The 22,042-nt window shown below is 63.9% G+C and carries 23 protein-coding genes; 9 read left to right on the forward strand and 14 right to left on the reverse strand.

What is annotated here, in order from left to right; all coding sequences use genetic code 11:
* Positions 1–6 precede the first annotated feature (6 nt).
* On the reverse strand, positions 7–1,014 hold the full coding sequence (locus ACO550_RS12240) for a tripartite tricarboxylate transporter substrate-binding protein (RefSeq protein ID WP_315592090.1): 1,008 nt from the start codon (positions 1,012–1,014) through the stop codon (positions 7–9).
* A 102-nt stretch (positions 1,015–1,116) separates the two neighbouring features.
* Here ACO550_RS12240 and ACO550_RS12245 point away from each other — a divergent pair, with 102 nt between their 5' ends.
* Positions 1,117–2,004 carry a LysR substrate-binding domain-containing protein gene (locus tag ACO550_RS12245; RefSeq protein ID WP_315592089.1) on the forward strand — a complete coding sequence of 296 codons (888 nt, stop codon included), beginning with the start codon at positions 1,117–1,119 and terminating at the stop codon, positions 2,002–2,004.
* Between the two features lie 144 nt (positions 2,005–2,148).
* Here ACO550_RS12245 and alaC read toward each other — a convergent pair whose 3' ends face one another.
* The 4 genes from alaC to ACO550_RS12265 form a co-directional block, all read right to left on the reverse strand.
* Entirely contained in the window at positions 2,149–3,366 is a 1,218-nt protein-coding gene (gene alaC, locus ACO550_RS12250) for an alanine transaminase (RefSeq protein ID WP_315592088.1), read from the reverse strand.
* 121 nt (positions 3,367–3,487) lie between these two features.
* A complete protein-coding gene (locus ACO550_RS12255) occupies positions 3,488–3,865 on the reverse strand; it encodes a hypothetical protein (protein WP_315592087.1) in 378 nt (125 codons plus the stop codon).
* An 81-nt stretch (positions 3,866–3,946) separates the two neighbouring features.
* Positions 3,947–4,759 (reverse strand): siderophore-interacting protein, encoded by an 813-nt coding sequence (locus ACO550_RS12260; RefSeq protein ID WP_315592086.1) that lies wholly within the window; start codon positions 4,757–4,759, stop codon positions 3,947–3,949.
* Between the two features lie 2 nt (positions 4,760–4,761).
* The gene (locus ACO550_RS12265) at positions 4,762–5,469 is read right to left on the reverse strand and encodes a PadR family transcriptional regulator (RefSeq protein ID WP_485994863.1); all 708 of its coding nucleotides are present in this window, start codon (positions 5,467–5,469) and stop codon (positions 4,762–4,764) included.
* A 148-nt stretch (positions 5,470–5,617) separates the two neighbouring features.
* On the opposite strand from ACO550_RS12265, the gene ACO550_RS12270 reads away from it, so the two are divergent.
* Complete coding sequence (locus ACO550_RS12270; protein WP_315592085.1) at positions 5,618–6,223, forward strand: DsbA family protein; 606 nt, start codon at positions 5,618–5,620, stop codon at positions 6,221–6,223.
* Here ACO550_RS12270 and ACO550_RS12275 read toward each other — a convergent pair whose 3' ends face one another.
* The 3 genes from ACO550_RS12275 to ACO550_RS12285 form a co-directional block, all read right to left on the reverse strand.
* A complete protein-coding gene (locus tag ACO550_RS12275) occupies positions 6,224–7,768 on the reverse strand; it encodes a methyl-accepting chemotaxis protein (protein ID WP_315592084.1) in 1,545 nt (514 codons plus the stop codon).
* Between the two features lie 134 nt (positions 7,769–7,902).
* Positions 7,903–8,403 (reverse strand): DUF6644 family protein, encoded by a 501-nt coding sequence (locus ACO550_RS12280; protein WP_315592083.1) that lies wholly within the window; start codon positions 8,401–8,403, stop codon positions 7,903–7,905.
* A gap of 3 nt (positions 8,404–8,406) precedes the next feature.
* Positions 8,407–8,781, reverse strand: a complete 375-nt coding sequence (locus tag ACO550_RS12285; RefSeq protein ID WP_315592082.1) for a DUF6152 family protein — start codon at positions 8,779–8,781, stop codon at positions 8,407–8,409.
* Positions 8,782–8,938: 157 nt separating this feature from the next.
* On the opposite strand from ACO550_RS12285, the gene ACO550_RS12290 reads away from it, so the two are divergent.
* On the forward strand, positions 8,939–10,087 hold the full coding sequence (locus ACO550_RS12290; RefSeq protein ID WP_315592081.1) for an alanine racemase: 1,149 nt from the start codon (positions 8,939–8,941) through the stop codon (positions 10,085–10,087).
* Positions 10,088–10,107: 20 nt separating this feature from the next.
* Here the strand turns inward: ACO550_RS12290 and ACO550_RS12295 are convergent, their stop codons facing one another.
* Positions 10,108–10,593, reverse strand: coding sequence for a hypothetical protein (locus ACO550_RS12295; RefSeq protein WP_315592080.1), 486 nt, complete (start codon positions 10,591–10,593; stop codon positions 10,108–10,110).
* A gap of 460 nt (positions 10,594–11,053) precedes the next feature.
* Here ACO550_RS12295 and ACO550_RS12300 point away from each other — a divergent pair, with 460 nt between their 5' ends.
* From ACO550_RS12300 to ACO550_RS12320, 5 genes are all read left to right on the forward strand, one after another.
* The gene (locus ACO550_RS12300; protein ID WP_315592079.1) at positions 11,054–11,221 is read left to right on the forward strand and encodes a hypothetical protein; all 168 of its coding nucleotides are present in this window, start codon (positions 11,054–11,056) and stop codon (positions 11,219–11,221) included.
* Between the two features lie 65 nt (positions 11,222–11,286).
* Positions 11,287–13,428: a phosphocholine-specific phospholipase C gene (locus tag ACO550_RS12305; protein ID WP_315592078.1), complete on the forward strand. Its 2,142-nt coding sequence runs from the start codon at positions 11,287–11,289 to the stop codon at positions 13,426–13,428.
* Between the two features lie 148 nt (positions 13,429–13,576).
* Positions 13,577–14,494, forward strand: coding sequence for a LysR substrate-binding domain-containing protein (locus tag ACO550_RS12310; RefSeq protein WP_315592077.1), 918 nt, complete (start codon positions 13,577–13,579; stop codon positions 14,492–14,494).
* 20 nt (positions 14,495–14,514) lie between these two features.
* The gene (locus ACO550_RS12315) at positions 14,515–15,546 is read left to right on the forward strand and encodes a M14 family zinc carboxypeptidase (protein ID WP_315592120.1); all 1,032 of its coding nucleotides are present in this window, start codon (positions 14,515–14,517) and stop codon (positions 15,544–15,546) included.
* Positions 15,543–16,301 (forward strand): alpha/beta fold hydrolase, encoded by a 759-nt coding sequence (locus ACO550_RS12320; protein WP_315592076.1) that lies wholly within the window; start codon positions 15,543–15,545, stop codon positions 16,299–16,301. Before ACO550_RS12315 ends, ACO550_RS12320 begins: the two co-directional genes overlap by 4 nt.
* A 54-nt stretch (positions 16,302–16,355) precedes the next feature.
* Here ACO550_RS12320 and ACO550_RS12325 read toward each other — a convergent pair whose 3' ends face one another.
* Both ACO550_RS12325 and ACO550_RS12330 read right to left on the reverse strand, forming a co-directional pair.
* Entirely contained in the window at positions 16,356–16,970 is a 615-nt protein-coding gene (locus ACO550_RS12325; protein ID WP_315592075.1) for a TetR family transcriptional regulator, read from the reverse strand.
* A gap of 264 nt (positions 16,971–17,234) precedes the next feature.
* Positions 17,235–17,738 (reverse strand): copper resistance protein CopQ, encoded by a 504-nt coding sequence (locus tag ACO550_RS12330; protein ID WP_315592074.1) that lies wholly within the window; start codon positions 17,736–17,738, stop codon positions 17,235–17,237.
* A 469-nt stretch (positions 17,739–18,207) separates the two neighbouring features.
* Between ACO550_RS12330 and ACO550_RS12335 the strand changes: the two genes are divergently transcribed.
* On the forward strand, positions 18,208–19,101 hold the full coding sequence (locus tag ACO550_RS12335; protein WP_315592073.1) for a serine aminopeptidase domain-containing protein: 894 nt from the start codon (positions 18,208–18,210) through the stop codon (positions 19,099–19,101).
* 21 nt (positions 19,102–19,122) lie between these two features.
* Here ACO550_RS12335 and ACO550_RS12340 read toward each other — a convergent pair whose 3' ends face one another.
* The 3 genes from ACO550_RS12340 to ACO550_RS12350 all read right to left on the reverse strand — a co-directional run bounded on the left by ACO550_RS12340 (position 19,123) and on the right by ACO550_RS12350 (position 22,041).
* Complete coding sequence (locus tag ACO550_RS12340; RefSeq protein ID WP_315592119.1) at positions 19,123–20,196, reverse strand: methyl-accepting chemotaxis protein; 1,074 nt, start codon at positions 20,194–20,196, stop codon at positions 19,123–19,125.
* A 133-nt stretch (positions 20,197–20,329) separates the two neighbouring features.
* Entirely contained in the window at positions 20,330–20,896 is a 567-nt protein-coding gene (locus tag ACO550_RS12345) for a vWA domain-containing protein (RefSeq protein ID WP_315592072.1), read from the reverse strand.
* A gap of 86 nt (positions 20,897–20,982) precedes the next feature.
* Positions 20,983–22,041, reverse strand: a complete 1,059-nt coding sequence (locus ACO550_RS12350) for a magnesium chelatase ATPase subunit I (protein WP_485994869.1) — start codon at positions 22,039–22,041, stop codon at positions 20,983–20,985.
* Between the last annotated feature and the right edge of the window lies 1 nt (position 22,042).

Raw genomic sequence — 22,042 nt, forward strand, 5'->3', positions numbered from 1 at the left:
GTGCGCTTAATCCGCAGTAATGCCGGCCTTGCGGATCACGTTGTTCCAGGTGGTGGTCTCGGTCTTCACGAACTGGCCAAACTGCTCGGGGGTGCCCGAGACGATCGTTACGCCAAGCTGGCTCAGTTGCTTGCGCACGTCCGGGTCAGCCAGCGCCGTGTTGGCGGCTGTGTTCAACTGCTTGACGATGGCCGGCGGCGTCTTGGCCGGCGCAACCAGTCCCCACCACACCGAAGCGGTGAAGCCAGGCAAGCCCTCTTCCTTCGACGTGGGCACGTCGGGCAGCAGGGCTGAACGATTGGCACTGGCAACCGCCAGCGGACGCAGTGTGCCGGCCTTGATATGCGAAATCACTTCGAGCGGGTTGATCGGCATGAACGTAATGCGCTCGCCGATCAGGTCGGTAATCGCCGGTGCTCCGCCTTTGTACGGCACATGAAGCACGTCGATATTGGCCGTATCCTTGAGCATTTCACCGGCCAGGTGGCCCGAGCTGCCGTTGCCGGCCGATGCATAGCTGAGCTTGCCCGGCTGCGTCTTGGCCTGCGCCACCAGCGCCTTCATCGATGCGATATTGGACTTGGCCGGCACTACCACCACCAGCGACGCTTCGCCGATGCGTGCCACCGGTGTGAAATCGGTCTGCGGGTTGAAGCTGAGCTTGTTGAACAGCGCGGCGTTGGTCGCCAGGCTGTTCGACGCCATCATGATCGTGTAGCCATCGGCGGGCGCCTTGGCCACGAAATCCATGCCGATATTGGTACTGGCCCCCGGACGGTTGTCGACGATGACAGGCTGCTTCAGCAACTGGCTCATGCGCTGGCCCACCGACCGCGCCACGATATCGACCGCGCCACCGGCTGCATATGGCACTACCAGCCGGACCGGATGATCGGGAAACGCGTCGGCATGTGCCGCGGCACTCCCCAGCGCCAGTGCCGCCGCAAGCAGCGTTGCCAGGAATGGGCGGCTCCCGCCCTGCGAATGACAAAGTCGAGCGAGCCCATGCTGCATGTCGTCTCCAGGATGTTATTGAGGATGTGCTCGCATTCTCTGTCCCGGTCGTGATACTGTCCAATACGTTTTCAGATAGCTTGTTATTTCGATTCCCTATCAATGGACTTCCGCCAACTTCGCTATTTCGTGGCCGTGGCCGAGGCGCTGAGCTTCAGTGAAGCCGCGCGCCGGCTGCATGTGAGCCAGCCGCCGCTGAGCGTGCAGATCAAGGCGCTTGAGGAGGAACTCGGCAGCGCGTTGCTGGAGCGCTCGCGCCATCATGTGGCACTGACTCCCGCCGGCGAACTGTTCCTGGAGAAGGCGCGCGCGGCACTGGCCAATCTGGACCAGGCACGTGAAGTGGTAAAGCAGGTGGCATCGGGTGAGGCCGGCGAGATCCGCGTGGGATTCACGGCGTCGGTGCCGATGCAGGATTCATTTCCGCGCGCGGTGCACGCGTTTCGCGAAGCCCATCGCCACGCCAGGCTTGAACTCGTGCACCTGTCCACGGGACAGCAGTTGCAGCAACTCGAACATGGCGAGATCGATATCGCCTTCCTGCGCCCTTCTCCGCAGTTCCGTCCCCCCGTCAGCATCACGGTGCGCGAAGTACTGGACGATCGCCTGGTCGCGGTCTTGCCGCTGGCACATCCACTCGTGAATGCGCGTAAGCAAGACGAGATCGACATCAGCGCATTGTCCGTGGAGCGCTTCCTGCTGTTTCCGCGCGGGCTGGGCTGCGGGTTGTTCGACCATGTGACCACACTCTGCAACCGCTCGGGCTTTGCGCCCAACATTGCGCAGGAAGCGCGCGAGGCCACCACCATCATCGGACTGGTGGCCAGCGGTGCCGGTGTTTCAGTGCTACCCGAGATCTACGCACGCACGGGAATTCCAGGCGTGGCGTACGTGCCGATAGCCGGACCCGACGCGGCCAGCCGCATCCTGATGGCGCACCGCACAGAGGCACTGTCGCCAATCATGAAAAGGTTTGTGGGGTATTTTTGATGTGTTTCCCCTCTCCCGCGCGCGGGAGAGGGGCGGGGGAGAGGGCTGGCGCATCAAGACGCGAAATCGGCAATTTGAACCTCGTTGCCCTCTCCCCCAACCCCTCTCCCGCGCTGCGGGAGAGGGGAGCAGAACACAAGTACTTCAAACCGCCGGTGCCTTCACCAGTCCATCCGTGCGGAACATGGCCTTGATGCCGCGCACGGCCTGGCGGATTCGTGACTCGTTCTCGATCAGTGCGAAGCGTACGTACTCGTCGCCATAGTCGCCAAAGCCAATGCCCGGCGACACCGAGACTTTTGCCTTGGCCAGCAGTTGCTTGGAAAATTCCAAAGAACCCAGCGCGCGGTAGGCCTCAGGAATCCTGGCCCAGATATACATCGACGCCTTCGGAATATCGACCGGCCAGCCCGCCTCGATCAAGCCGCGAGCCAGCACGTCGCGGCGTGACTGGTATTGCGCCGCAATCTCCTTCACGCATTGCTGATCGCCTTCCAGCGCCGCAATGGCCGCCACTTGCAGCGGCGTGAACGTGCCATAGTCGTGATAGCTCTTGATGCGTGTCAGCGCCGCCACGAGGTCGGGGTTGCCCACCATGAAGCCGATCCGCCAGCCAGCCATGTTGTAGCTCTTCGACAACGTGAAGAACTCCACGGCAATATCCTTGGCACCGGGCACCTGCATGATCGACGGCGCCTTCCATCCATCGAACACAATATCGGCGTAGGCCAGGTCATGCACCACGAAGATGTCGTGCTTGCGCGCCAGCGCGATCACGCGTTCGAAGAAATCCAGTTCCACGCATTCCGCCGTCGGGTTCGACGGAAAACCGAGCACGATCATCTTCGGCTTCGGATAGCTGCCGCGAATCGCACGTTCCAGTTCGGCAAAGAAATCGATGCCGGGCGTAAGCGGTACCGAACGGATATCGGCCCCGGCAATCACCGCACCATAGATATGAATCGGATAGCTTGGGTCCGGCACCAGCACCGTGTCGCCACGATCGAGCGTGGCCAGCATCAGGTGGGCCAGCCCCTCTTTCGAGCCAATCGTGACAATGGCTTCCTTGTCCGGATCGATCTCCACGTCATAGCGTTCGCGATACCAGTGCGAGATGGCACGGCGCAGGCGCGGAATACCCTTCGAGGCCGAGTAGCCGTGCGTATCGGGCCGCTGCGCGGCGTCCACGAGCTTGGCCACGATATGCGGCGGCGTGGCGCCATCGGGGTTGCCCATGCTCATGTCGATGATGTCCTCGCCACGACGGCGCGCGGCCATCTTGAGCTCGGCGGTGATATTGAAAACGTACGGGGGAAGACGATCGATGCGCGCAAAGCGGCGCTTGCCGGATTCGGCAGTCATGGTGGATTCCTTACGTAAGCGCCCGGATCCGTCCGAGCGACGTCGTGACCATTGTCTGGGTCACTGGGAATCGATCATAGCCAGCCGCGCGTGTTTGCACAACTGGCCATCGACAGAAAATTCAGAGGATGCTGCCTGGCACGTTGACCGGGCGGTCAGGCGGCAGGATTTTCACGATGCAGTCGAGCGCATCGGCATTGGGCTTGTCGCCACCGAATGCCGCGGCGATCGAGTCGCGATACTGCGGCACGCTGATGCGGTTGTAATACAGGCGCGACGTCTGGTCGAGCCAGTAGACATAGTCGCTGTCGCTGTCGTTGGTACCGCTGCGCAACCACTCGCCCAGCTCATGATTGCCCAGTCGCGTGCCCGCGCATACGGCCTGGATCTTGTCGAGATACTTGTTCAGGCCATGCGCCTCGTAGTTGCGCACGGAATCGGGTGCGCAGGCGGCAAGGCCAAGGACAGCGACGAATGTCAGCAGACGAAGGCGCGGCATGGCGGGTCCCATGACAGTTGGCGTGCTATCCAGTGTAGCTGTGCCGCCTCCATGGAACCCTGCCGCGAGAAAATTTTCAGATCAGTCGTCGATCGTTTCGTGAACCGCGGCGTTACCGCGCTTCCAGTAGGCCGATGCACGAATGCGCGTCTTGTCGATACCACGTTCGGCCACCAGATGCTGGCGCACCTCGCGCATCGCGGCACCTTCGCCGGCGGCCCACACATAGCCCTCCCCTTCGGGCAGGCTCAGCCATTTCAAAGTGGGTAACAACTGGCTGCCCTCCGGCGCATCGCCACGATGCACCCAGTGCACCTCGGCCTGCGCGCCTGCAGCCAATGGAATCCGTGCGGACTCGTCGGCAACTTCGGCCACCACGATCACGCGTGCGTCGGGGCCAAGCTCCTCGATGCGGCGGCCAATCGCCGGCAGCGCGGTATCGTCGCCAATCAGCAGATGCCAGTCGAAGCCGTGCGGAATCACGAACGACCCACGTGGACCGCCCACGCCAAGGTACTGGCCCGGCTGTGCATGCGCGGCCCAGGTCGACGCAGGACCATCGCCATGCAGCACGAATTCGATATCGAGCTCGCGCGCGACATTGTCATAACGACGCGGCGTGTAGTCGCGCGCCGGCGGACGCGGCTGGCCTTCGGGGAACGTGATGCCCTCCGGGCCCGCCTGCGGCAGCACCGGCTTTTCCGCGCCCGGCGTCGGGAAAAAGACCTTGATGTGATCGTCGAACGAGCCCGAAACAAAGTCGGCCAGATCGTCGCCGCCAAGCGTCACGCGCAGCAACTGCGGCGATACCTGGCGCGTACGCAGCACCTTGAGCAGGCGCATCTTGAGCGGATGGCGCACGCGCTGTACGGTCAGGTCACGGTTGTCATTCATGTTCAAGCCTCCGGTTGATTGGTGGGTGTGCCGCGTTCGATCTCGTCCGACGCACGTTCCAGGATGGCGGCAACACGGCGCTGTTCGTCGGCCGACGCGCCACTGCGCATCATCATGATCTGCTTGAGGCGCCCGCGCGCCTTCACAAGTTCCGGCGCCCAGCCGCCCTCTTCGGGCTCGCGCTGCGGCTGGCCACTCATGGCGCGACGCATGAAATCCATCTTGCGCGCCACGTGCTGCAGGCGCGCCACCATGACTTCCAGGCGTTCGCGGTGCTGATCCAGATAGGTACGTCCAGCGTCAGACAACTGGTAGCGCTTCTTGTTGCCTTCGGAATCGACCGTGGCGTATCCCACGTCTTCCAGGAAAGTCAGGGCCGGATACACCACGCCGGGGCTTGGCTTGTAGAAGCCGCCGGTACGTGCCTCCAGCGCCTTGATCAGTTCGTATCCATGCGATGGCTTTTCATCGAGCAGCGACAAGAGCAACAGTTGCAGGTCTTCCGCGCTGAACTTGCGTCCACGGCGCAGGCTGTCGCCATCGAACCCATCACCACCATCGCCGCCATCGTTACGGTCGAAGGCACCGCCACCGCCCCGCGACCAGAAGCCACCACCATGCGCCATGGCCATCAGGGCATGGGCGCGCAATTTTCCACCGAAACCATGATGACCTCCATGGTGCCCCTTATGTGCAAAAGGATGTCGCATCGTGAACTCCGTTATATCGTAAGACGTATCGTAAGATATATATCGTACGATACTAAGTCAAGGACTAATTTGTCGCTTGCCTGGACTCATGGAGTTCTTGTCACAATGAAAGCCAGCAGGTGGCACAACCCAGACACGGAGACAACCAATGTCCAAGCAGGTGGAGTTCTACTTCGATTTCGGCAGCCCCTATTCGTACCTGGCCTACAAGGAATTGCCACGCGTGGCGTCACGCACCGGCGCTACCATCGTGTGGAAGCCGATGTTGCTCGGCGGCGTGTTCAAGGGAACGGGCAACCATAGCCCGATGGACATTCCGGCCAAGAGCGACTGGTCGAAATCAGATATCCAGCGCTGGGCGCAACGCTATGACGCGCCGTTCCTGCACAACCCGCACTTTCCGATCAACACGCTGGCGCTGATGCGTGGCGCGATCGGCTATCAGCGCAAGGGGGATGCCGACTTCCACCGCTATGTGGAAGCCATCTTCAGTGCGATGTGGGAAACGGGAAAGAACCTCAACGACCCGAATGAAATCGGCAAGGTGCTGGTGGCGGCGGGGTTCGACCCGCGTGAGGCGCTGGCCATGCTGGACGACCCCGAGGTCAAGGCCGAACTCAAGCGCGTGACCGAGGAAGCGGTGGCGCGCGGCATCTTTGGCGCGCCCAGCTTCATCGTCGACAAAGAACTGTTCTGGGGCAATGACCGGCTGCTGTTTGTCGAACAACAGCTCGCCGGTCGATCTTCGGGCTAATCAGGCAAGGCGAAATACGGTCACCGCAGCAGCCAGCTGATTGGCCTGCGATTCGAGCGAATCTGCGGCGGCCGCAGCCTGCTCCACCAATGCGGCGTTCTGCTGGTTGACCTGCTCCATCTGCGACACCGCCTCGCTGACCTGCGTAATGCCGCTCGACTGCTCGATCGACGCGGCCGAGATTTCGCTGACCGTATCGGCCAGACGCTTGACGGCCGCCACGATCTCGCCGATGGTGCTGCCCGCCTGCTCCACCTGCGCGCTGCCGGCATCGACCTTGTCGACCGACGAATCGATCAGCGTCTTGATTTCCTTGGCCGCGTTGGCGCTACGCTGCGCCAGGCTGCGCACCTCGCCCGCCACCACGGCAAAGCCGCGGCCCTGCTCACCCGCGCGTGCGGCTTCCACGGCGGCGTTCAGCGCGAGGATGTTGGTCTGGAATGCAATGCCATCGATCACGCCGATGATGTCGACGATCTTCTGCGAGCTCGTGTTGATCTCGCTCATCGTATGCACCACGCCACGCACCACGTCGCCGCCACGCGATGCCAGGTCGGCCGCGCTGCGCGCCAGTTCGCTGGCACGCGTGGCGCTCTCGGCGTTGTTGCCGACGGTCGACGTCAGTTGCTCCATGCTGGCTGCCGTTTCCTCGAGCGCCGACGATTGTTCTTCGGTACGCGACGACAGGTCGGTGTTGCCCGCGGCAATCTCGCGCGCGCCGATCGTCACCGCATCGGAGCCCGCGCGCACACGGGTCACGGTCTGCGTCAGGCCGGCCTGCATGCGCGACAGCGCATCGAGCAACTGGCCAATTTCATTGCGGCCCGCCTGCGGCACCTCGATGGTCAGGTCGCCGTCCGCCACGCGCATGATCAGGTCGCGCGCCTGGTTCAGCGGCGTCACCACCAGATTGCGCAGCGCCAGGTGCACCGCGACGATCAGCAGCGCCGACATCGCCAGACCCACGCAAACCAGCATGATCACGCGGCGCAGCCGCGCGTGGTCGTCGGCCATTGCCGTGTCATTGAGCTGGATGGCGAACTGCTGGAAGCGCTCCACACCAGCCGAGTACTTGGCGCCCGACGTCGTGATGTCCTTGTCGTTGATCGCGGCATAGCCATCGGGGTCGCCCTTGCGCAGCGCATCGAGGCCGCGTTGCACTACCTCCATGTGGGCACGGCCGGCGCTGACGATATCGTCGCGCGTCGCGGCATCCTGCTCCGGAAAAGCCGGCGCCTTGTCGAAGGCATCAAGCTCGTCCTTCGACTTGCCGATCGATTTCTGGGCACTGGCCAGCGCATCGTCATTGACCTGGCCGCTGGCCTTGGCCGAGCTGTAGGCGCGCGTCAACGCGGAGCGTGCGCGCGTCATGTCCTTGTAGGCATCGTTCAACAACAAGGCGCGCGACGAAACCAGGTGGATGCGTTGGGCCGAATCGCTGGCCGCGCTCAGTTGGCTGACGCCCAGCACGGCGCCGAATACGATCATCAGACCAAAGATCACCAGCGTCGCCAGCAGGCCGTGGCGAATACTCACGTTTTTCATCAGGGGGCTCTACTCGTATGGGTTCAGCCCAGCCTTAACGACCCCCTCTCTTAAACCTTGAGCCGATCGAGGCGTCGCCTTTGCGTTACATCAAATCAAAGCGAAGCCAAGCGTCTTGCCATCCACTTTCAGCCTTAAACATAGGCAATCAGGCGGCCCGCGCAGATCACCAGGGCCCATGTGAGAAGCGATAGCATCGCGCACGCGCGCGCCACCGGCGGCGGGGCACGCTGCGTTTCCCACACGCCTTCGGCAGCATGCAAGGACCGGTAAGGCCCGAGATGAAACCAGGCGGCGTTGGCCAGGCCAAACACGATCAGCACGAGCTTGATCAGGAATGCGCGATTGCCGACCAGGTCATCGGCGTGCGCGACAAACAGCAACACGCCACTGCCCATGATCAGCACGAAACCAACCAGCGATACCGGCAATGCATGCCGCAGCAGGATGGTGACCGGCAATTGCCTGCCGAGCCCGGCCAGCCGCAGGTCCACCACCACGATCGATCCGAACAGTAGGGCCATGCCCGCGAGGTGCAGGATCTCGCTAGCCGGATAGGCCCACGGCGACGCGCGCAACCAGACCGCCAGCGGCGTTGCCGCGAGTTGGCCGGCCCAGGCACCAAGCGCTTCCATCGATCAGCGTAGTTCCACTGTCTGGCCGCCGTCGAACGTGATCCGCTCCACGCGCATTTCGTCGGCCTTTTCCTTGCTTGCGTAGCCGACCATGGTCACCTGCCGCCCCACCGCCACCTTGTCGGCCGTGGCCCCGCGCGACTCCATGCGCGACACTGGCGCCAATACCGCCAGCCAGCGCTTGCCCTGCGCTTCGACGCGGATCGTGGCATGCGGATTCTCGTAGTGGGTTTCCACGATCTTGCCGGTCACGGTCAATGGCTTGGTCTCGTCATAGGTCGACCATCCATGATGGGCGATGGCTGGCAGGCTCGACAGGCCAACGGTGACGGCGACGCACAGCGCAACGCGCGAAGCGGGAATGCGAAATGAAATCATGTCGACTCCGATGATGGGCGACGCATGCGCCCATGTCTGCAATGCGGAACATCCAACCATCGTAGATGACATGCGCTGGATCGCAAGGCGAAGCATCCCGCACGTCGTGTTACGCTGTGCATCGCCCTTGATTCGTTGCCCTTGCCTCCCCATCACCATGTCCATCGCTTTCGACCTGCCGCCTGCCGCGCGGCGCGGCCAGCCAGCCGACACCATCGACACGCCTTCCCTGGTCCTCGACCTCGATGCCTTCGCACGTAATGTCGACCGCATGCAGGCCGCCGCCAGCCAGGCCAATGTAAAACTGCGCCCGCACGCCAAGGCGCACAAATGCCCCGACATCTCGCTGGCGCAGGTCGCGCGCGGCGCTGTCGGCATCTGCTGCCAGAAAGTCAGTGAAGCCGTGCCGTTCGTGCGTGCGGGTATCCGCGATATCCATATCAGCAACCAGATTGCCGGCACGGCCAAGGCGGCGCTGCTGGCCGACCTGGCGCGACACGCGCGGATCAGCGTGTGCGTCGACGATCCCGCACAGGTCGATGAACTGGCCGCCGCGGCGCAGGCGGCGGGCAGCAAGCTCGACGTGTTCGTAGAGATCAATATCGGCCAGGGCCGCTGCGGCGTATCCGACTCGGCCGCGGTGCTGCGTCTGGTTGATCGCATTAGCGCCCACGGACCGCTGACAATGCGTGGCCTGCAGGCCTATCACGGTGGCATCCAGCATTTGCGTGGCTGGGAAGAACGGCGCGACGCCGCGGCACAGGCGGCCGATCGCACCGGCAGCATCATCGCCCGCCTCGAAGCGGCGGGTGTGCAGTGCGACGTGGTAACGGGTGGCGGCAGCGGCAGCGTCGAGTTCGACCTGCGCAGCGGCGTCTATACGGAAATCCAGCCCGGTTCGTATGTGTTCATGGATGCGGACTACGGCAGCAATGCCTACACAGGCTCCCTGCGTTTCGAGCACAGCCTGTTCATTGCATCAACCGTGATGAGCGTGGCGGCCGGTGATCGCGTGGTGGTGGATGCGGGCTTGAAATCGATGGCCGTCGATTCTGGGCTGCCCTGGATCTGGACCGATGGCGCACCCTCGCAGATGCTGGACTATGTGGCTGCCAATGACGAGCATGGCATTGTCAAGACACAGCCCGGCAATCAGGCAGGCGTCCTGCCATTGCTGGGCGACCGCGTGATGCTGGTGCCCGGACATTGCGATCCCACGCTGAACCTGTACGACGAAATCGTGGGTATCCGGGCGGGCGTGGTGGAGAGCATCTGGCCCGTGGCGGCGCGCGGCCTGAGCCGGTAGTCGCGCCAGCACACCAGCATTCAGGCGAACTGGGCCACCAGTTCGTCAAGGTCGGCCGGCGCCCAAGTCGCGCCGGTCCATCGTTCGAAGCGCAGCTCGGCCAGCGGCACCGGCATCAGCGTGCCAATCCAGTCGGTGGGCGCTGCGCCGCAACGCAGTCCGTTGGCCACCATGGTCATGGCTTCGGGGATATCGATATCCGCCACGCGTGTCACCGTGGGCCAGGGCAGCAGACGCACGTCATGCACCGGCAAGCCAAAGCGGTACAAGCCAAACCGGGCATGCAACGCGGCCTGCGACAGCGTATGCCGCGCCTGGCTCAAGCCGTCGTCCCTGGTGGCTGACGGATCCCATTGCTGGTTGCGCGAGAACCACAGGATTTCCTGTTCGCCCATGCGTGGTGCCGGCGTACAGGCGGCGGCCGGCATGAGACGCCCGGACCGCGCGATCGCGGCCAGCGGGGTTCCTACCGTGTAATGCCAGACGTAACCGGTTTCTTTTTCCATGTGCTGCTCCTGCAAGCGCCCTTCCACCTTCCACATTGGTGGCGTTCTGCCCCGTTTACAAGCAAGGTCACGGCGTGTTGCGACCGCAACAAAGATGCTGCAAGACTTTCGAAATTGCGCGCCACTACCCTGCAGGCCAGGACTGGCGCGGGTTTCCCGCAGTTTCCATGGCTTGCCACGAGGACAAGCCCGAAATGTCTTTTGAGGGAAACGTCTAAAACCTTAGCACAGCATTTGGTGCATTGCAGCACAAATTACCGGCTTGATGCCGTAGTTTTCGTTGGTCGGCGCACATCATCGATCCCGCAGCCGGTTCTGGAACGGCGCATGCGTCACCAAAATCACGAATGACGGCATCGGAAAACTTGGGAGCGATGTCACCGGGGTGACCTCTCCGATGCTTACGCTGCGGACCGTATCGCACATTTCGCGATGCCCTACCCCGCACGAGACCCCGACCATGATCGAAGCCATCCGAAAACTTGCCCGGGCACGCCCGCTGGGCATGCTGGCCGCCCTGCTGCTATGTACGGCGCTGACCGCCTGTGGCGGCGACAACGACAATCCGCCCGCGTCCGGCGGTGGCACCCCTGCCGACGTCAAGCCACAAATGAAGTGCGCGCCCTGATGCCTGCACCGCGTTCCAACAACAACCTCGCAGACAGCGCAATCGACTTCCAGGGCAGAACCAACATGACATCCAGCAGCCGACGCAATTTTCTCAAGATGGCCGGTAGCAGTGCCGCCGCCACCGCCGCGCTTGCCGCTTTTCCGCCAGCCATCCGCCGCGCCTTGGCCATCCCGGCCAATAACGCCACCAAATCCATCCGCGATGTGGAATACGTGGTGATCCTGATGCAGGAAAACCGCTCGTTCGACCACTACTTCGGCACCCTCAACGGCGTGCGTGGTTTCAGCGACCGCTTCCCAATCCCGCTGGCGGGCGGCCGCAACGTGTTCCAGCAAACGTATGCCAGCGGCAATACCAACCGCATCGTGCTGCCGTACCATCTCGACCAGAGCATCGGCAACGCGCAACGCGTCAGCGGTACACCCCACAGCCAGCCCGATGCACAGGCCGCCTACGACCTGGGCCGCATGAGCGCGTGGCCCACCTCGAAAAAGACGCAGTCGATGGGCTACTACACGGGACAGGAACTCGGCTTCCAGTACGCGCTGGCCAACGCCTTCACGCTCTGCGATGCCTACCATTGCAGCTTCCACGGCGGCACCAACACCAACCGCCTGTTCCACTGGACCGGCACCAACGATCCGTTCGCAAAGAATGGCGGCCCGGTCATCGACAACAGCGGTGATTCGCTCGATGCCACCGGCATCAACTACACGTGGACCACCTACCCGGAACGCCTGCAAACGGCCGGCGTGACCTGGAAGGTCTACCAGAACATGCCGGACAACTACACGGACAATCCGCTGGCCGGTTTCCAGCAGTATCGTGCCGCCAACGCGGCGCGCGGCAATGCTGCCAATGGCTCGCCATACCCGGCCTACACGGTCGCCGATGACGCCGCGAACCCGCTGTTCAAGGGCATCGCCAACACCATGCCCGACGGTGGCTTCCTGCAGGCGCTACGCGACGATGTGGCGGCCGGCACGCTGCCGCAGGTATCGTGGATCGTGGCACCGCAGACGTATTCGGAACATCCGTCACCATCGAGCCCCGTGCAAGGCGCGTGGTACACGCAGCAGGTGCTTGACGCGCTGACCGCAAACCCCGAGATCTGGAGCCGCACGGCCCTGATCATCAATTTCGACGAGAACGACGGCTTCTTCGACCACGTACCGCCGCCATGCGCGCCGGCGCTCGACAGCACGGGCCAGCCCGTCGGTTATACCTCGATGGATGCCGCAACCGAGTACTACAGCGTGGACAAGACCCCGTTCGGCCCGGGCCCGCGCGTGCCGATGTACGTAGTCTCGCCATGGAGCCGCGGTGGCTGGGTCAACTCGCAAGTCTTCGACCACACCTCGGTACTGCGCTTCCTGGAGCAACGCTTTGGCGTGGCCGAAACCAATATCAGCGCCTACCGCCGTGCGGTGATGGGCGACCTGACCTCGGCCTTCGACTTCGTCAATCCGAACAGCAACGCAGCGCTGGCCTTTACATCGCTGGCCAAGACCGACGCGGACAGCCAGCGCGCCGCACAGGACGCCAAGGCGCAGATCCCGGTGCCGACCACCGCGGCACAAGTCATGCCGAAGCAGGCATCGGGCACGCGTCCGTCGCGCGCGTTGCCATACTCGCTGCACACGAGCGGGCTGGAAGAACCGGCCACCAACTCGTTCCTGCTGCGCTTCAAGAACGATGGCACGCAGGCCGCCGTATTCCACGTCTATGACCGGCTGAACCTGAGCAATGTGCCGCGCCGCTATGCCATCGAGGCAGGCAAGTCCTACGATGCCCGAATCGATGTCAGTGCCGACAACGGCCGCTACGACCTGTGGGTACTGGGCCCGAATGGCTACCATCGCGCGTTCGTGGGCGATATCAGCGCTCAGAAAGCCGCCGGCGGTGGCGCGGCACCCGAGATCCGGGTCTGCTATGACGAAACCAATGCCGAGGTCTGGCTGACTCTGATCAACCGCGGCAGCACCACGTGCACGTTCACGGTCAAGCCGAATGCCTACCGCAAGGACGGCCCCTGGACGTTCGAGGTACCGGCCGGCAAGGAACTGGACCAGCACTGGCCCGTAGCTTCGCAAGCCAACTGGTACGACTTTTCGGTAACCACCCAGCAAGGCGGTTTCAACCGCCGCTTCGCCGGACGGCTGGAAAACGGCAAGCACACGACCTCGGACCCGGCGATGAGCTAAGAAACGTCGCTTGTTTGCTCCCCTCTCCCGCGCGGGAGAGGGGCCGGGGGAGAGGGCCAGCGCATCAAATGCTGAGGTGTTGCCAGGTTCGTCACGCTGTCATATATCCGCCTTAAAGTTCCAGGTTGTCCTGCTCCCGGAACCCCCAATGCTTGGCGACCTGCTGACGACCTTCTACGAAGTGGCACGACAGGGCAGCATTACCACCGCCGCGCGTCAGTTGCGCGTGAGTCAGCCCACGGTCACCGGTCGCATCCGGCAGCTTGAAGACCTGTACGGCGTGGAGTTGTTTCACCGACGCGCCAGCCGCGTGGACCTGACCGATGTGGGCGTGGCGCTGATGCCATTGGCCGAGCAGATCATGCAGCAGGAAAGCCAGGCAGACTTCCTGCTGCGCAACGCCGGCAATCTCCGCTTTGGCAACCTGCGCATCGGCGCCACGGGTCCGTACTACATCCTGCGCAGCGTGGCCGCATTCCGTCAACGCTATCCGGCCATCGAAGTCAGTATCGAAATCGGCAACTCGAAGCAGATGATCGAGGCACTCTACGAACATCGCATCGATGCCGCGGTGTCATCGCACGGGCTCGACGATGCACGGCTGTTCCGCATTACGCTGGCCGCCGACCCGATGGTGCTGGTGGTGCATCCCGTGCATCCGCTTGCGCGCCGGCCGCGCGTCGAGGTTTCGGAACTGGCGGCCTGTCACCTGCTGGTGCGAGAACACGGCTCGATGACGCGCGAGGCCACCGAAGCCGCGCTGCGCATGGTGGGTGTCGACATGCCATCGCACACCGTGATCGGCAGCCGGGAAGCCATCTGCGAGGCCATCCGCCACAACCTTGGCGCCAGCGTGATGCCGATGGGCGAGGTGCCGCGCGATCCGGCGCTTACCGTGGTGCCATTCACCCGCGACGCGCCGGTCATCCATGAATACCTGTACTGCCTGCAAAGCCGCCGCGATACGCGCCTGGTGGGTGCCCTGCTCGATTGCCTTGTCACGCCGGCAAACAATGCCACCACGCATCATTGCGAAGCGCCACCGCCAGCGCCTATATTGAACTGACCAACCCACCGCCCCCTTCGATGGCCGATCCGGTCCACCACAGCTTTCCCGAATACGACCAGCTGCTTACCCTGCTGGAACTGGGGGCCCCATGGTTCCAGCGCAGCGTGGCATGCAGTGTCACGGTGCGGGACCGCGAGTTTGCCGTTCACGTGGCCAGCCTCGGCACCCGCGCGCCCGATGCACCGGCCATCGGCATCTTTGGCGGCATTCACGGACTGGAACGTATCGGGACGCAACTCGTGCTGGACTACATGCGCTCGTTGCTGTGCCGGCTCAGTTGGGACGAACTGCTGCATCGCCAGCTTGAAAGCGTGCGTCTGGTATTCATGCCGATCGTCAATCCAGGCGGGATGTACGTGGCTACGCGTGCCAATCCGAACGGTGTGGACCTGATGCGCAATGCCCCCCAGAATGCCGACGCGGCCGTGCCGTTCCTGGCCGGTGGCCAGCGCATCGGCGCGTGGCTACCCTGGTATCGGGGCCGCGCGGGCGCGCCGATGGAATCGGAAAGCATGGCCTTGCTACGCGTGGTGGAAACCGAGCTGCTGTCGCGGCCCCTGAGCTTTGCCGTCGATTGCCATTCCGGCTACGGCTGGCGCGACAGCATCTGGTTTCCCTATGCGCGAACCCACGCCCCAATGCCGCACTTCCCGGAGATGTACCTGCTCAAGACCATGTTCGAACAGGCCCATCCCCACCATGGCTACGCTTTCGAGCCGCAGAGCCAGCAGTATCTGCTGCACGGCGATCTCTGGGACTATGCCTATGACCGCTCGCCCAGTGAGCACCTGTTCCTGCCGATGACTCTGGAGCTCGGTTCGTGGCTATGGATCAAGAAGAACCCGCGCCAGCTCTTTTCTCGCGCCGGCATGTTCAATCCGGTCAAGGCACATCGCACCGCGCGGGTCTTGCGGCGGCACGTGAGCCTGTTCGATTTCCTGGGCCGTGTGGCCGTGGCACCCGAGCGTTGGCTGCCGCAGGGTGCGCACCGGCTGCATCTGCTGGAGCAGGCACGCGCCCACTGGCAACATCGCACGCACGCGCCATGAACACCTGGATCTTCCTGCGCGGCCTCACGCGTGAAGCACGCCACTGGGGCGACTTGCCCGGCCGCTGGACCGCCCACGGCCTGGGTCAGCCAATGCTGATCGATCTGCCAGGCAATGGCAGCGCACGCCGTTTGCCGGTACCTGCCAACGTGCGCGGCATGACCGAAGCCGTGCGCGGCATGGCCCGGGCATCGGGCCAGAACGGGCCATGGCACATTCTGGCGATGTCGCTCGGCGCGATGATCGCCACCGACTGGGCCCAGGCCTGGCCTGAAGACGTTGCCGGGCTGGTGCTGATCAATACGAGCATGCGTCCGTTCAGCACCGCCATGGAACGGCTGCGGCCGCAAAACTGGGTCGCCGTCGCCGGCATGGCACATCATTGGCACGATCGCGCCCGTTGCGAGCGCACCATCCACAGGCTGACCTGCGAACGGCTAGACACACGCGACGCAGATCTGGCGCGCTGGGTCGAAATCGGGCAGGACGCGCCGGTCACGCGCGACGCGGCATGGCGCCAGTTGCTGGCAGCGGCACGTTTCTCGGCACAGGGCGGCGCACCCGCGTGTCCCACGCTGATCGTCTCGTCCGATGCGGACCGGCTGGTCAACCCGTCCTGCTCCGCGCGGCTGGCCTCCGCCTGGCGCGCACCGCATGTCCTGCATCATCGTCACGCGTGGGCGGGCCACGACCTGCCGCATGACGATGCGCCGTGGCTGTGCGCAACGGTCAGCGCGTCCGCGCTTGCCCAATAAAAAACGCCGGAAGACCCTGGCCATCCGGCGTTTCAAAACCATTCAACTCCGCAACTACAGCGAGCCGCAGGTAACCTTGGATTCGAGCAGTGCCTTCGCGCGCTGGTTGCACAGTGCGCCGAGCAGCGTTTCCGCCGCCGCTTCCAGACGCTCCTGCGTTCCAAACAGGCGCGCCGCGATCAGACCGCTTTGCAGCGAACCGTAGATGACCTGCGCCAGCATGGCGGGCGGGACCGGATATGGCGTTTCGCGTTCCTTCTGGCCCCGTTCCAGCAACCTGGTCAGCCAGGCTTCGTTGATGTGATAGAACTCCTTGAGCACGTAATGCACCGATTCCGGCAGGCTCAGGATTTCGGTGGACAGCATGCCCGCCAGGCAGATCTGGCCGGAACCGCAGGTCTGCCGCAGCGGATCAAGGTATTGCCGCGCCTGCTCCAGCACGGGCTGGTCCTGGCTGATACCAGCCAGGCGCTCGGAAATGCGCCGGCTGTACTCCTTGACCGCTTCCAGTACCAGATCGTCCTTGGACGGGAAGTAATAGTGAATGCTGGAGGTCTTGACCCCCACCAACTCGGCCAGGTCGCGATAACTGAAGCCGTTGAAGCCGCGGCTGCGGATCAGGACCAGTGTGTGTTCGAGCAGTTGCTCGCGGACGGGTTGCGTTTTCATGGTGGGAACTTTATCTACACGAAGATAGATACTCAACCGGGACTTTCCCGGAGTCAACCCTGGGTCGATTCACGCCAGGTTTTGCACCAACGGCGTGACGGGTGGGCCACTGGCTGCACTGCCTGGCAGCCAACATCCCCGTAACAGGGCATCTGCACGACTACTTCCATGGTAGGTCGCACATGCAAAAACAGACGGACCCTTGTGGGGTACCGTCTGCGTTGCCGTTATCGCCAGGTCATGGCGAGACATGCGTTACCAGCCTCAGGCGAGCGCGCCGTCGGTGTACACGTCGGTCGAGCGGGCGCCGTCGAAGTACGGGTTGCGCGGACCGTTGCCACGGGCACCGTCCAGATACGGATCCACCTTGCGTGCCGGGCTGGCCGACACACCGGTGCGATCCAGGCCTGCGACAAAGCGTGCGCCGTCGGTGTACGGATCAGCCGTACGCGCACCGTCCGTATAGCCGTCACGGTTGGTCACGCGGGCGCCGTCCGTATAGACATCACGGCTACCGATGCTGGCGACCAGACCGTCGCGGTTGGTGATGCGGGCACCATCTGTGAAGCTGTCGCGGTTGCCGATACGGGCACCGTCGGTGAAGCTGTCGCGGTTGCCGATGCGAGCGCCGTCGGTGAAAGCGCTGCGCTGGTCATTCACACGGTACGTATAACCGTAGGCTTCGCCACGCGGTTGGGCGGCCTGGGCAGCGCCAGTCACGAAAGCGGCGGCGAGGGCGGCGGCGGTCAGGATGGTCTTGGCGTTCATGATGTTCTCCTTGCTAAGGCCGGGCGATCTTGTTTTGGTGGTCGATCGCACGACGCTGGGTCTGTGCTGCAATTTCAGCGGCCTTTCTTTTGGTCCTGGCCTCGCGGCTTGCTATCTACTGCTAGATAGAGGACCGGGGCTAAAAAAAAGACCGCCTCCGGTACTGAAACTGCTGGTATTGCGTGGACCTTATCGCTGCAGCGCTTTCGCCTTTTCTTGCGGATCTGGCTGCTGCGTCGCTGTCCATGGCCTGAATACTATCTACCTATAGATAGATAAGCAAGGAGGAATTTGTGATCTGCGTCGCAAACTTTTCTATCGGCCCGATTGAATTCCTCTATATCGCGATCAAGCTATTGAAAATTAAGGAGTTACGGAGCTAGAGCAGGGTCTGGGCTTCTGCTGCGGCTTCCCATTGGCACCGCAAATGCTAGGGTTATCACACCTGCCGCCCATCTGCCTGATATCGATGCCCCCCTCCGAGCCTGCCAACTCTCCCAACTATCGGCCCAACTTTGGGCCCAACTATCGGCGCTGGCTTGCCGGAGCCCTTGGCTTGGCCGGACTGGCCGTGATGGCCGGCGTTGGCAGACTCTTGCTATACCGCGCCATCGAACGCGAGGCCTTCGTACCGGGTCAGGTCGGCACGCTCCAGCCCGACGATCTTGGCGTGGCTTCGCGGCAGTTCACGTTTGCCAGTGGAGACCGCGCCCTGCACGCTTCGTGGGTTGCCGCGGCGGACCCCGCCGCGGCGGTGCTTGGCGTGTTCCACGGCGACGAGGAGTGCCTGGCCGACTGGGCGCCAGTCCAGGCGCTGTTGCATGCGGCAGGTATCAGTTCGTTCGTGTTCGACTACAGCGGCTACGGCACCAGTACCGGCAAGCCGAGCGTGCGTCATCTGCACGACGATGCCCTGGCCGCCTACCAGCAGTTCTGTGCCGTGGCGCCACAGGCCACACGCCGCTATGTGATGGGCTATTCGCTGGGAAGTGGGGTTTTGCTGGACGTGCTGGACGGCTTGCAGCCGCAACCGGCCGGCGTGATTATCGGCGCGGGATTCTGCTCGGCACGCTCCGCGGCCGTGGCAACCGGACTGGTACCACGCTGGTTGGCGTGGGCGCTGCCGAATCCATGGGACAACATCGCGCGCATGCGCAGATTGAAGCTACCGGTGATGCTGATCCACAGCCGGCGCGACGAGACCATACCGTTCCGGCAAGGCGAGCACCTGGCACGGGCCACCGGCGGACCGAGCCGGCTGGTGGTGTTCGATGACCTGCCCCACAACGCGGCGATCGAGACACCCTTCATGAAGACCTTCTGGGCCCCGGTGATCGCCTGGCTGCAGGGCGGCAAGCTCTGAGCCAGGCCACCTCGGCGACAGTTACAGCTTGAACTCGCCCACTACCTTCTGGAGTTCCTGGGCCTGGTCGGCCAGTGCCGACGATGCCGCCGCGGCCTCTTCCACCAGGGCGGCGTTCTGCTGCGTCACGTCGTCCATCTGCGTCACGGCCACATTGACCTGCTCGATACCCTCGCTTTGATGTTCCGACGCCACGGCGATTTCACCGAGGATCTGCGTCACGCGGCGCACGGCCTGGACGATCTCCTCCATGGTCTGCCCCGCCTGGCCCACCAGTGCCGAGCCGCTTTCCACCTGGCGCGCGGAATCGTTGATCAGTACGTTGATTTCCTTGGCGGCCGCGGCGCTACGCTGCGCCAGCGTACGCACCTCGCCCGCCACCACGGCAAAGCCGCGCCCCTGCTCACCGGCGCGCGCGGCTTCAACCGCTGCGTTCAAGGCCAGGATATTGGTCTGGAACGCAATGCCCTCGATCACCGCGATGATGTCGGTCACCTTTCGCGAACTGGTGCTGATGGCGCCCATCGTCTGCACCACATTGCTGACGATGCTGCCGCCACGTTCGGCGATGCCTGATGCCGACGCCGCCAGACCATTGGCGGTGCGCGCGCGCTCGGTGTTCTGCTTGACCATCGCAGTCAGCTCACCCATGCTCGACGCGGTTTCCTGCAAGGTGGCGGCCTGCTCCTCGGTACGCTGCGAGAGGTCCGTATTGCCAACCGCAATCTGATGCGACGCCGACGAGATCGAATCACTGGCGGACTTGATCCGCGTCACCAGCTCGGTCAGCATGTCCTCCATCTCGCCGAGCCCACCGAGCAGACGACCAAAGTCGCCGCCGCGTTCGGTCTCGAAATCCTTGCTGAGATCGCCGGCGGCCACGGTTTCGGCAATGAACTCGGCCTCCTTGAGCGGGGCCTCGATCGCGTGGGCCAGCCGGAACCAGCAGATCACGCTGAATACCGGCACGGCCAGGCCAAGCACCCAGATCCAGCTTCGCGTACCGTCGTCCGCGATCTGCCCCAGTGCCAGCGTCATCATGACCGCCACCAACAGCACGATCACGCTAAATGTCGCGCCCAACCGGGTGCGCATACTCAAGTTGTCCCAAGCCATGATGCCGTCCGCTCCTCGTTTTCCGCCCCACGTTTTCTGGGGCTATCGATGGGCTAACGGCCGCGCGACTGAAAACTTTAGGCGAAGAACCCCTGGCAAAAAACGCAGGCGCTCAGGCCGCGAGGGCATCCGCGGTGCGATAGTCGGCGCCCCACGCCTGCGCCAGTTGCCGGCATCGACCCAACGCCGGCGTCTGGCGTTCGACATCGACCACCACCACATGGTTGGCCCAGTCCGGACGCGCCGGCGTGTCGGTACTGCGGCCATCGGTCAGCAACCACAGCCAGCGCTGCTGTGCGGGCCGCCGCCGGGCCTGGCGCGCCAGCAGCTGGTCCGCACGCATCATGCCCAATGCCAGGGGCGTGCCCCCTCCGCCGGTAATCGGCCGGATCCAGTCTTCGTTCCAGTGCCTGGCCCGCGACGGCGCCAACCGGATTTCGGCATGCCCTGCCGCAAAGCACACCAGCGCCACATCGGCACGCGCCTGATAGGCTCGCTCGATCAACCGGACCAGCACCCCCTTGGCCAGCGCCAATTGCTCGCCATAAGCCATCGACCCCGAGCAATCGAGGACAACACAGTGCAGCACGCCCGCCCGTGCTTCCCGCTGGCGGAAGCGCAGATGCCCTGGTTCAAGCCGGCCATGGCGCTTCGCCGCCAGTGTGCGCGGCCAATGCACCTGCGCGGCGGGGCTGCCGCCGTGCGCGGCATGGCGGGGGGAACCTGGATGAAGTGCCTGCCACCGGTGGCCGCCCTGCCGGTGGCTCAGGCTTTTTTTGCGGCGTCACTCCCCGAGGTAACGGGCTTCAGCGACTTCTGCGTGTTCAGCGGCTTCAGCGGCTTCACATCCGCAATGGATGATGGCTGCGGCGGTGGCAGCGCGCCCCATGGGTTCGCGGCGTCGTCGCCCGATGGCGACGCAGGCTGCGTGGTCGACGGTGCCGACTGGGTCTGCGTTGCCGATGGCGGCGTGTGGCGGCGATGATGGAGTACCAGTTCGGCCACTGCGTCGACATGCGCGGTGTCGATCGCATTGGCGCCCTGCCATGCGGCCAACGCCCTGGCAGCCCGCAGCATGACCAGGTCCGCGCGCACGCCATCGACCTCGGCGGCCAGGCACAATGCGCTGACGCGATCGTGCACGGCATCGCTCAAGGCCAGCCCACCGAGCGCCATGCGCGCACTCGCCACCTGCCGCGCCAGCGCGTGCTGGCGTTGCGATACGGATGCGCGGAATGCGTCCGGGTCGGCATCGAAAGCCAGTCGCGCACGTACGATCGCCTGCCGCGCGGCAGGGTCGGCGTAGTTCGACAGTGCCAGCGCCAGGCCGAAGCGGTCCAGCAACTGCGGACGCAGTTCCCCTTCCTCCGGGTTCATGGTGCCGACCAGCACGAAGCGCGCTGGATGCTGGTGCGAGACGTTGTCGCGTTCCACCACATTGACACCGCTGGCGGCCACATCGAGCAACTGGTCGACCAGCGGATCGGGCAGCAGGTTGACTTCATCGACATAGAGCACGCCATCGTGCGCACGTGCCAGCAGGCCCGGCTGGAAACGTACTTCGCCCTGCTGCAGCACATGGCCAAGGTCCAGCGTACCCGTCAGTTGTTCTTCGCTGGCGCCCAGCGGCAACGTCACGAATTGCCCGTGCGGCAGCAATTCGGCCAGCGCGCGCGCGGCCGTCGATTTGGCCGTGCCGCGCGGGCCCGTGACCAGCACCCCGCCGATACCGGGGTCCACGGCGGCCAGCAGCAGTGCCTGCTGCAAGGCCTCCTGCCCCACCAGGGCACTGAACGGAAAGATCGGACGCAAGGCCGAGTTCATC

It is taken from the genome of Cupriavidus sp., assembly GCF_057315035.1.

Excerpts from the sequence above, each read along its gene's own strand:
- ACO550_RS12240 (WP_315592090.1), bottom strand. The coding sequence starts at position 1,014 with ATGCAGCATGGGCTCGCTCGACTTTGTCATTCGCAGGGCGGGAGCCGC.
- ACO550_RS12245 (WP_315592089.1), top strand. The coding sequence starts at position 1,117 with ATGGACTTCCGCCAACTTCGCTATTTCGTGGCCGTGGCCGAGGCGCTG.
- alaC (WP_315592088.1), bottom strand. The coding sequence starts at position 3,366 with ATGACTGCCGAATCCGGCAAGCGCCGCTTTGCGCGCATCGATCGTCTT.
- ACO550_RS12255 (WP_315592087.1), bottom strand. The coding sequence starts at position 3,865 with ATGCCGCGCCTTCGTCTGCTGACATTCGTCGCTGTCCTTGGCCTTGCC.
- ACO550_RS12260 (WP_315592086.1), bottom strand. The coding sequence starts at position 4,759 with ATGAATGACAACCGTGACCTGACCGTACAGCGCGTGCGCCATCCGCTC.
- ACO550_RS12265 (WP_485994863.1), bottom strand. The coding sequence starts at position 5,469 with ATGCGACATCCTTTTGCACATAAGGGGCACCATGGAGGTCATCATGGT.
- ACO550_RS12270 (WP_315592085.1), top strand. The coding sequence starts at position 5,618 with ATGTCCAAGCAGGTGGAGTTCTACTTCGATTTCGGCAGCCCCTATTCG.
- ACO550_RS12275 (WP_315592084.1), bottom strand. The coding sequence starts at position 7,768 with ATGAAAAACGTGAGTATTCGCCACGGCCTGCTGGCGACGCTGGTGATC.
- ACO550_RS12280 (WP_315592083.1), bottom strand. The coding sequence starts at position 8,403 with ATGGAAGCGCTTGGTGCCTGGGCCGGCCAACTCGCGGCAACGCCGCTG.
- ACO550_RS12285 (WP_315592082.1), bottom strand. The coding sequence starts at position 8,781 with ATGATTTCATTTCGCATTCCCGCTTCGCGCGTTGCGCTGTGCGTCGCC.
- ACO550_RS12290 (WP_315592081.1), top strand. The coding sequence starts at position 8,939 with ATGTCCATCGCTTTCGACCTGCCGCCTGCCGCGCGGCGCGGCCAGCCA.
- ACO550_RS12295 (WP_315592080.1), bottom strand. The coding sequence starts at position 10,593 with ATGGAAAAAGAAACCGGTTACGTCTGGCATTACACGGTAGGAACCCCG.
- ACO550_RS12300 (WP_315592079.1), top strand. The coding sequence starts at position 11,054 with ATGATCGAAGCCATCCGAAAACTTGCCCGGGCACGCCCGCTGGGCATG.
- ACO550_RS12305 (WP_315592078.1), top strand. The coding sequence starts at position 11,287 with ATGACATCCAGCAGCCGACGCAATTTTCTCAAGATGGCCGGTAGCAGT.
- ACO550_RS12310 (WP_315592077.1), top strand. The coding sequence starts at position 13,577 with ATGCTTGGCGACCTGCTGACGACCTTCTACGAAGTGGCACGACAGGGC.
- ACO550_RS12315 (WP_315592120.1), top strand. The coding sequence starts at position 14,515 with ATGGCCGATCCGGTCCACCACAGCTTTCCCGAATACGACCAGCTGCTT.
- ACO550_RS12320 (WP_315592076.1), top strand. The coding sequence starts at position 15,543 with ATGAACACCTGGATCTTCCTGCGCGGCCTCACGCGTGAAGCACGCCAC.
- ACO550_RS12325 (WP_315592075.1), bottom strand. The coding sequence starts at position 16,970 with ATGAAAACGCAACCCGTCCGCGAGCAACTGCTCGAACACACACTGGTC.
- ACO550_RS12330 (WP_315592074.1), bottom strand. The coding sequence starts at position 17,738 with ATGAACGCCAAGACCATCCTGACCGCCGCCGCCCTCGCCGCCGCTTTC.
- ACO550_RS12335 (WP_315592073.1), top strand. The coding sequence starts at position 18,208 with ATGCCCCCCTCCGAGCCTGCCAACTCTCCCAACTATCGGCCCAACTTT.
- ACO550_RS12340 (WP_315592119.1), bottom strand. The coding sequence starts at position 20,196 with ATGCGCACCCGGTTGGGCGCGACATTTAGCGTGATCGTGCTGTTGGTG.
- ACO550_RS12350 (WP_485994869.1), bottom strand. The coding sequence starts at position 22,041 with ATGAACTCGGCCTTGCGTCCGATCTTTCCGTTCAGTGCCCTGGTGGGG.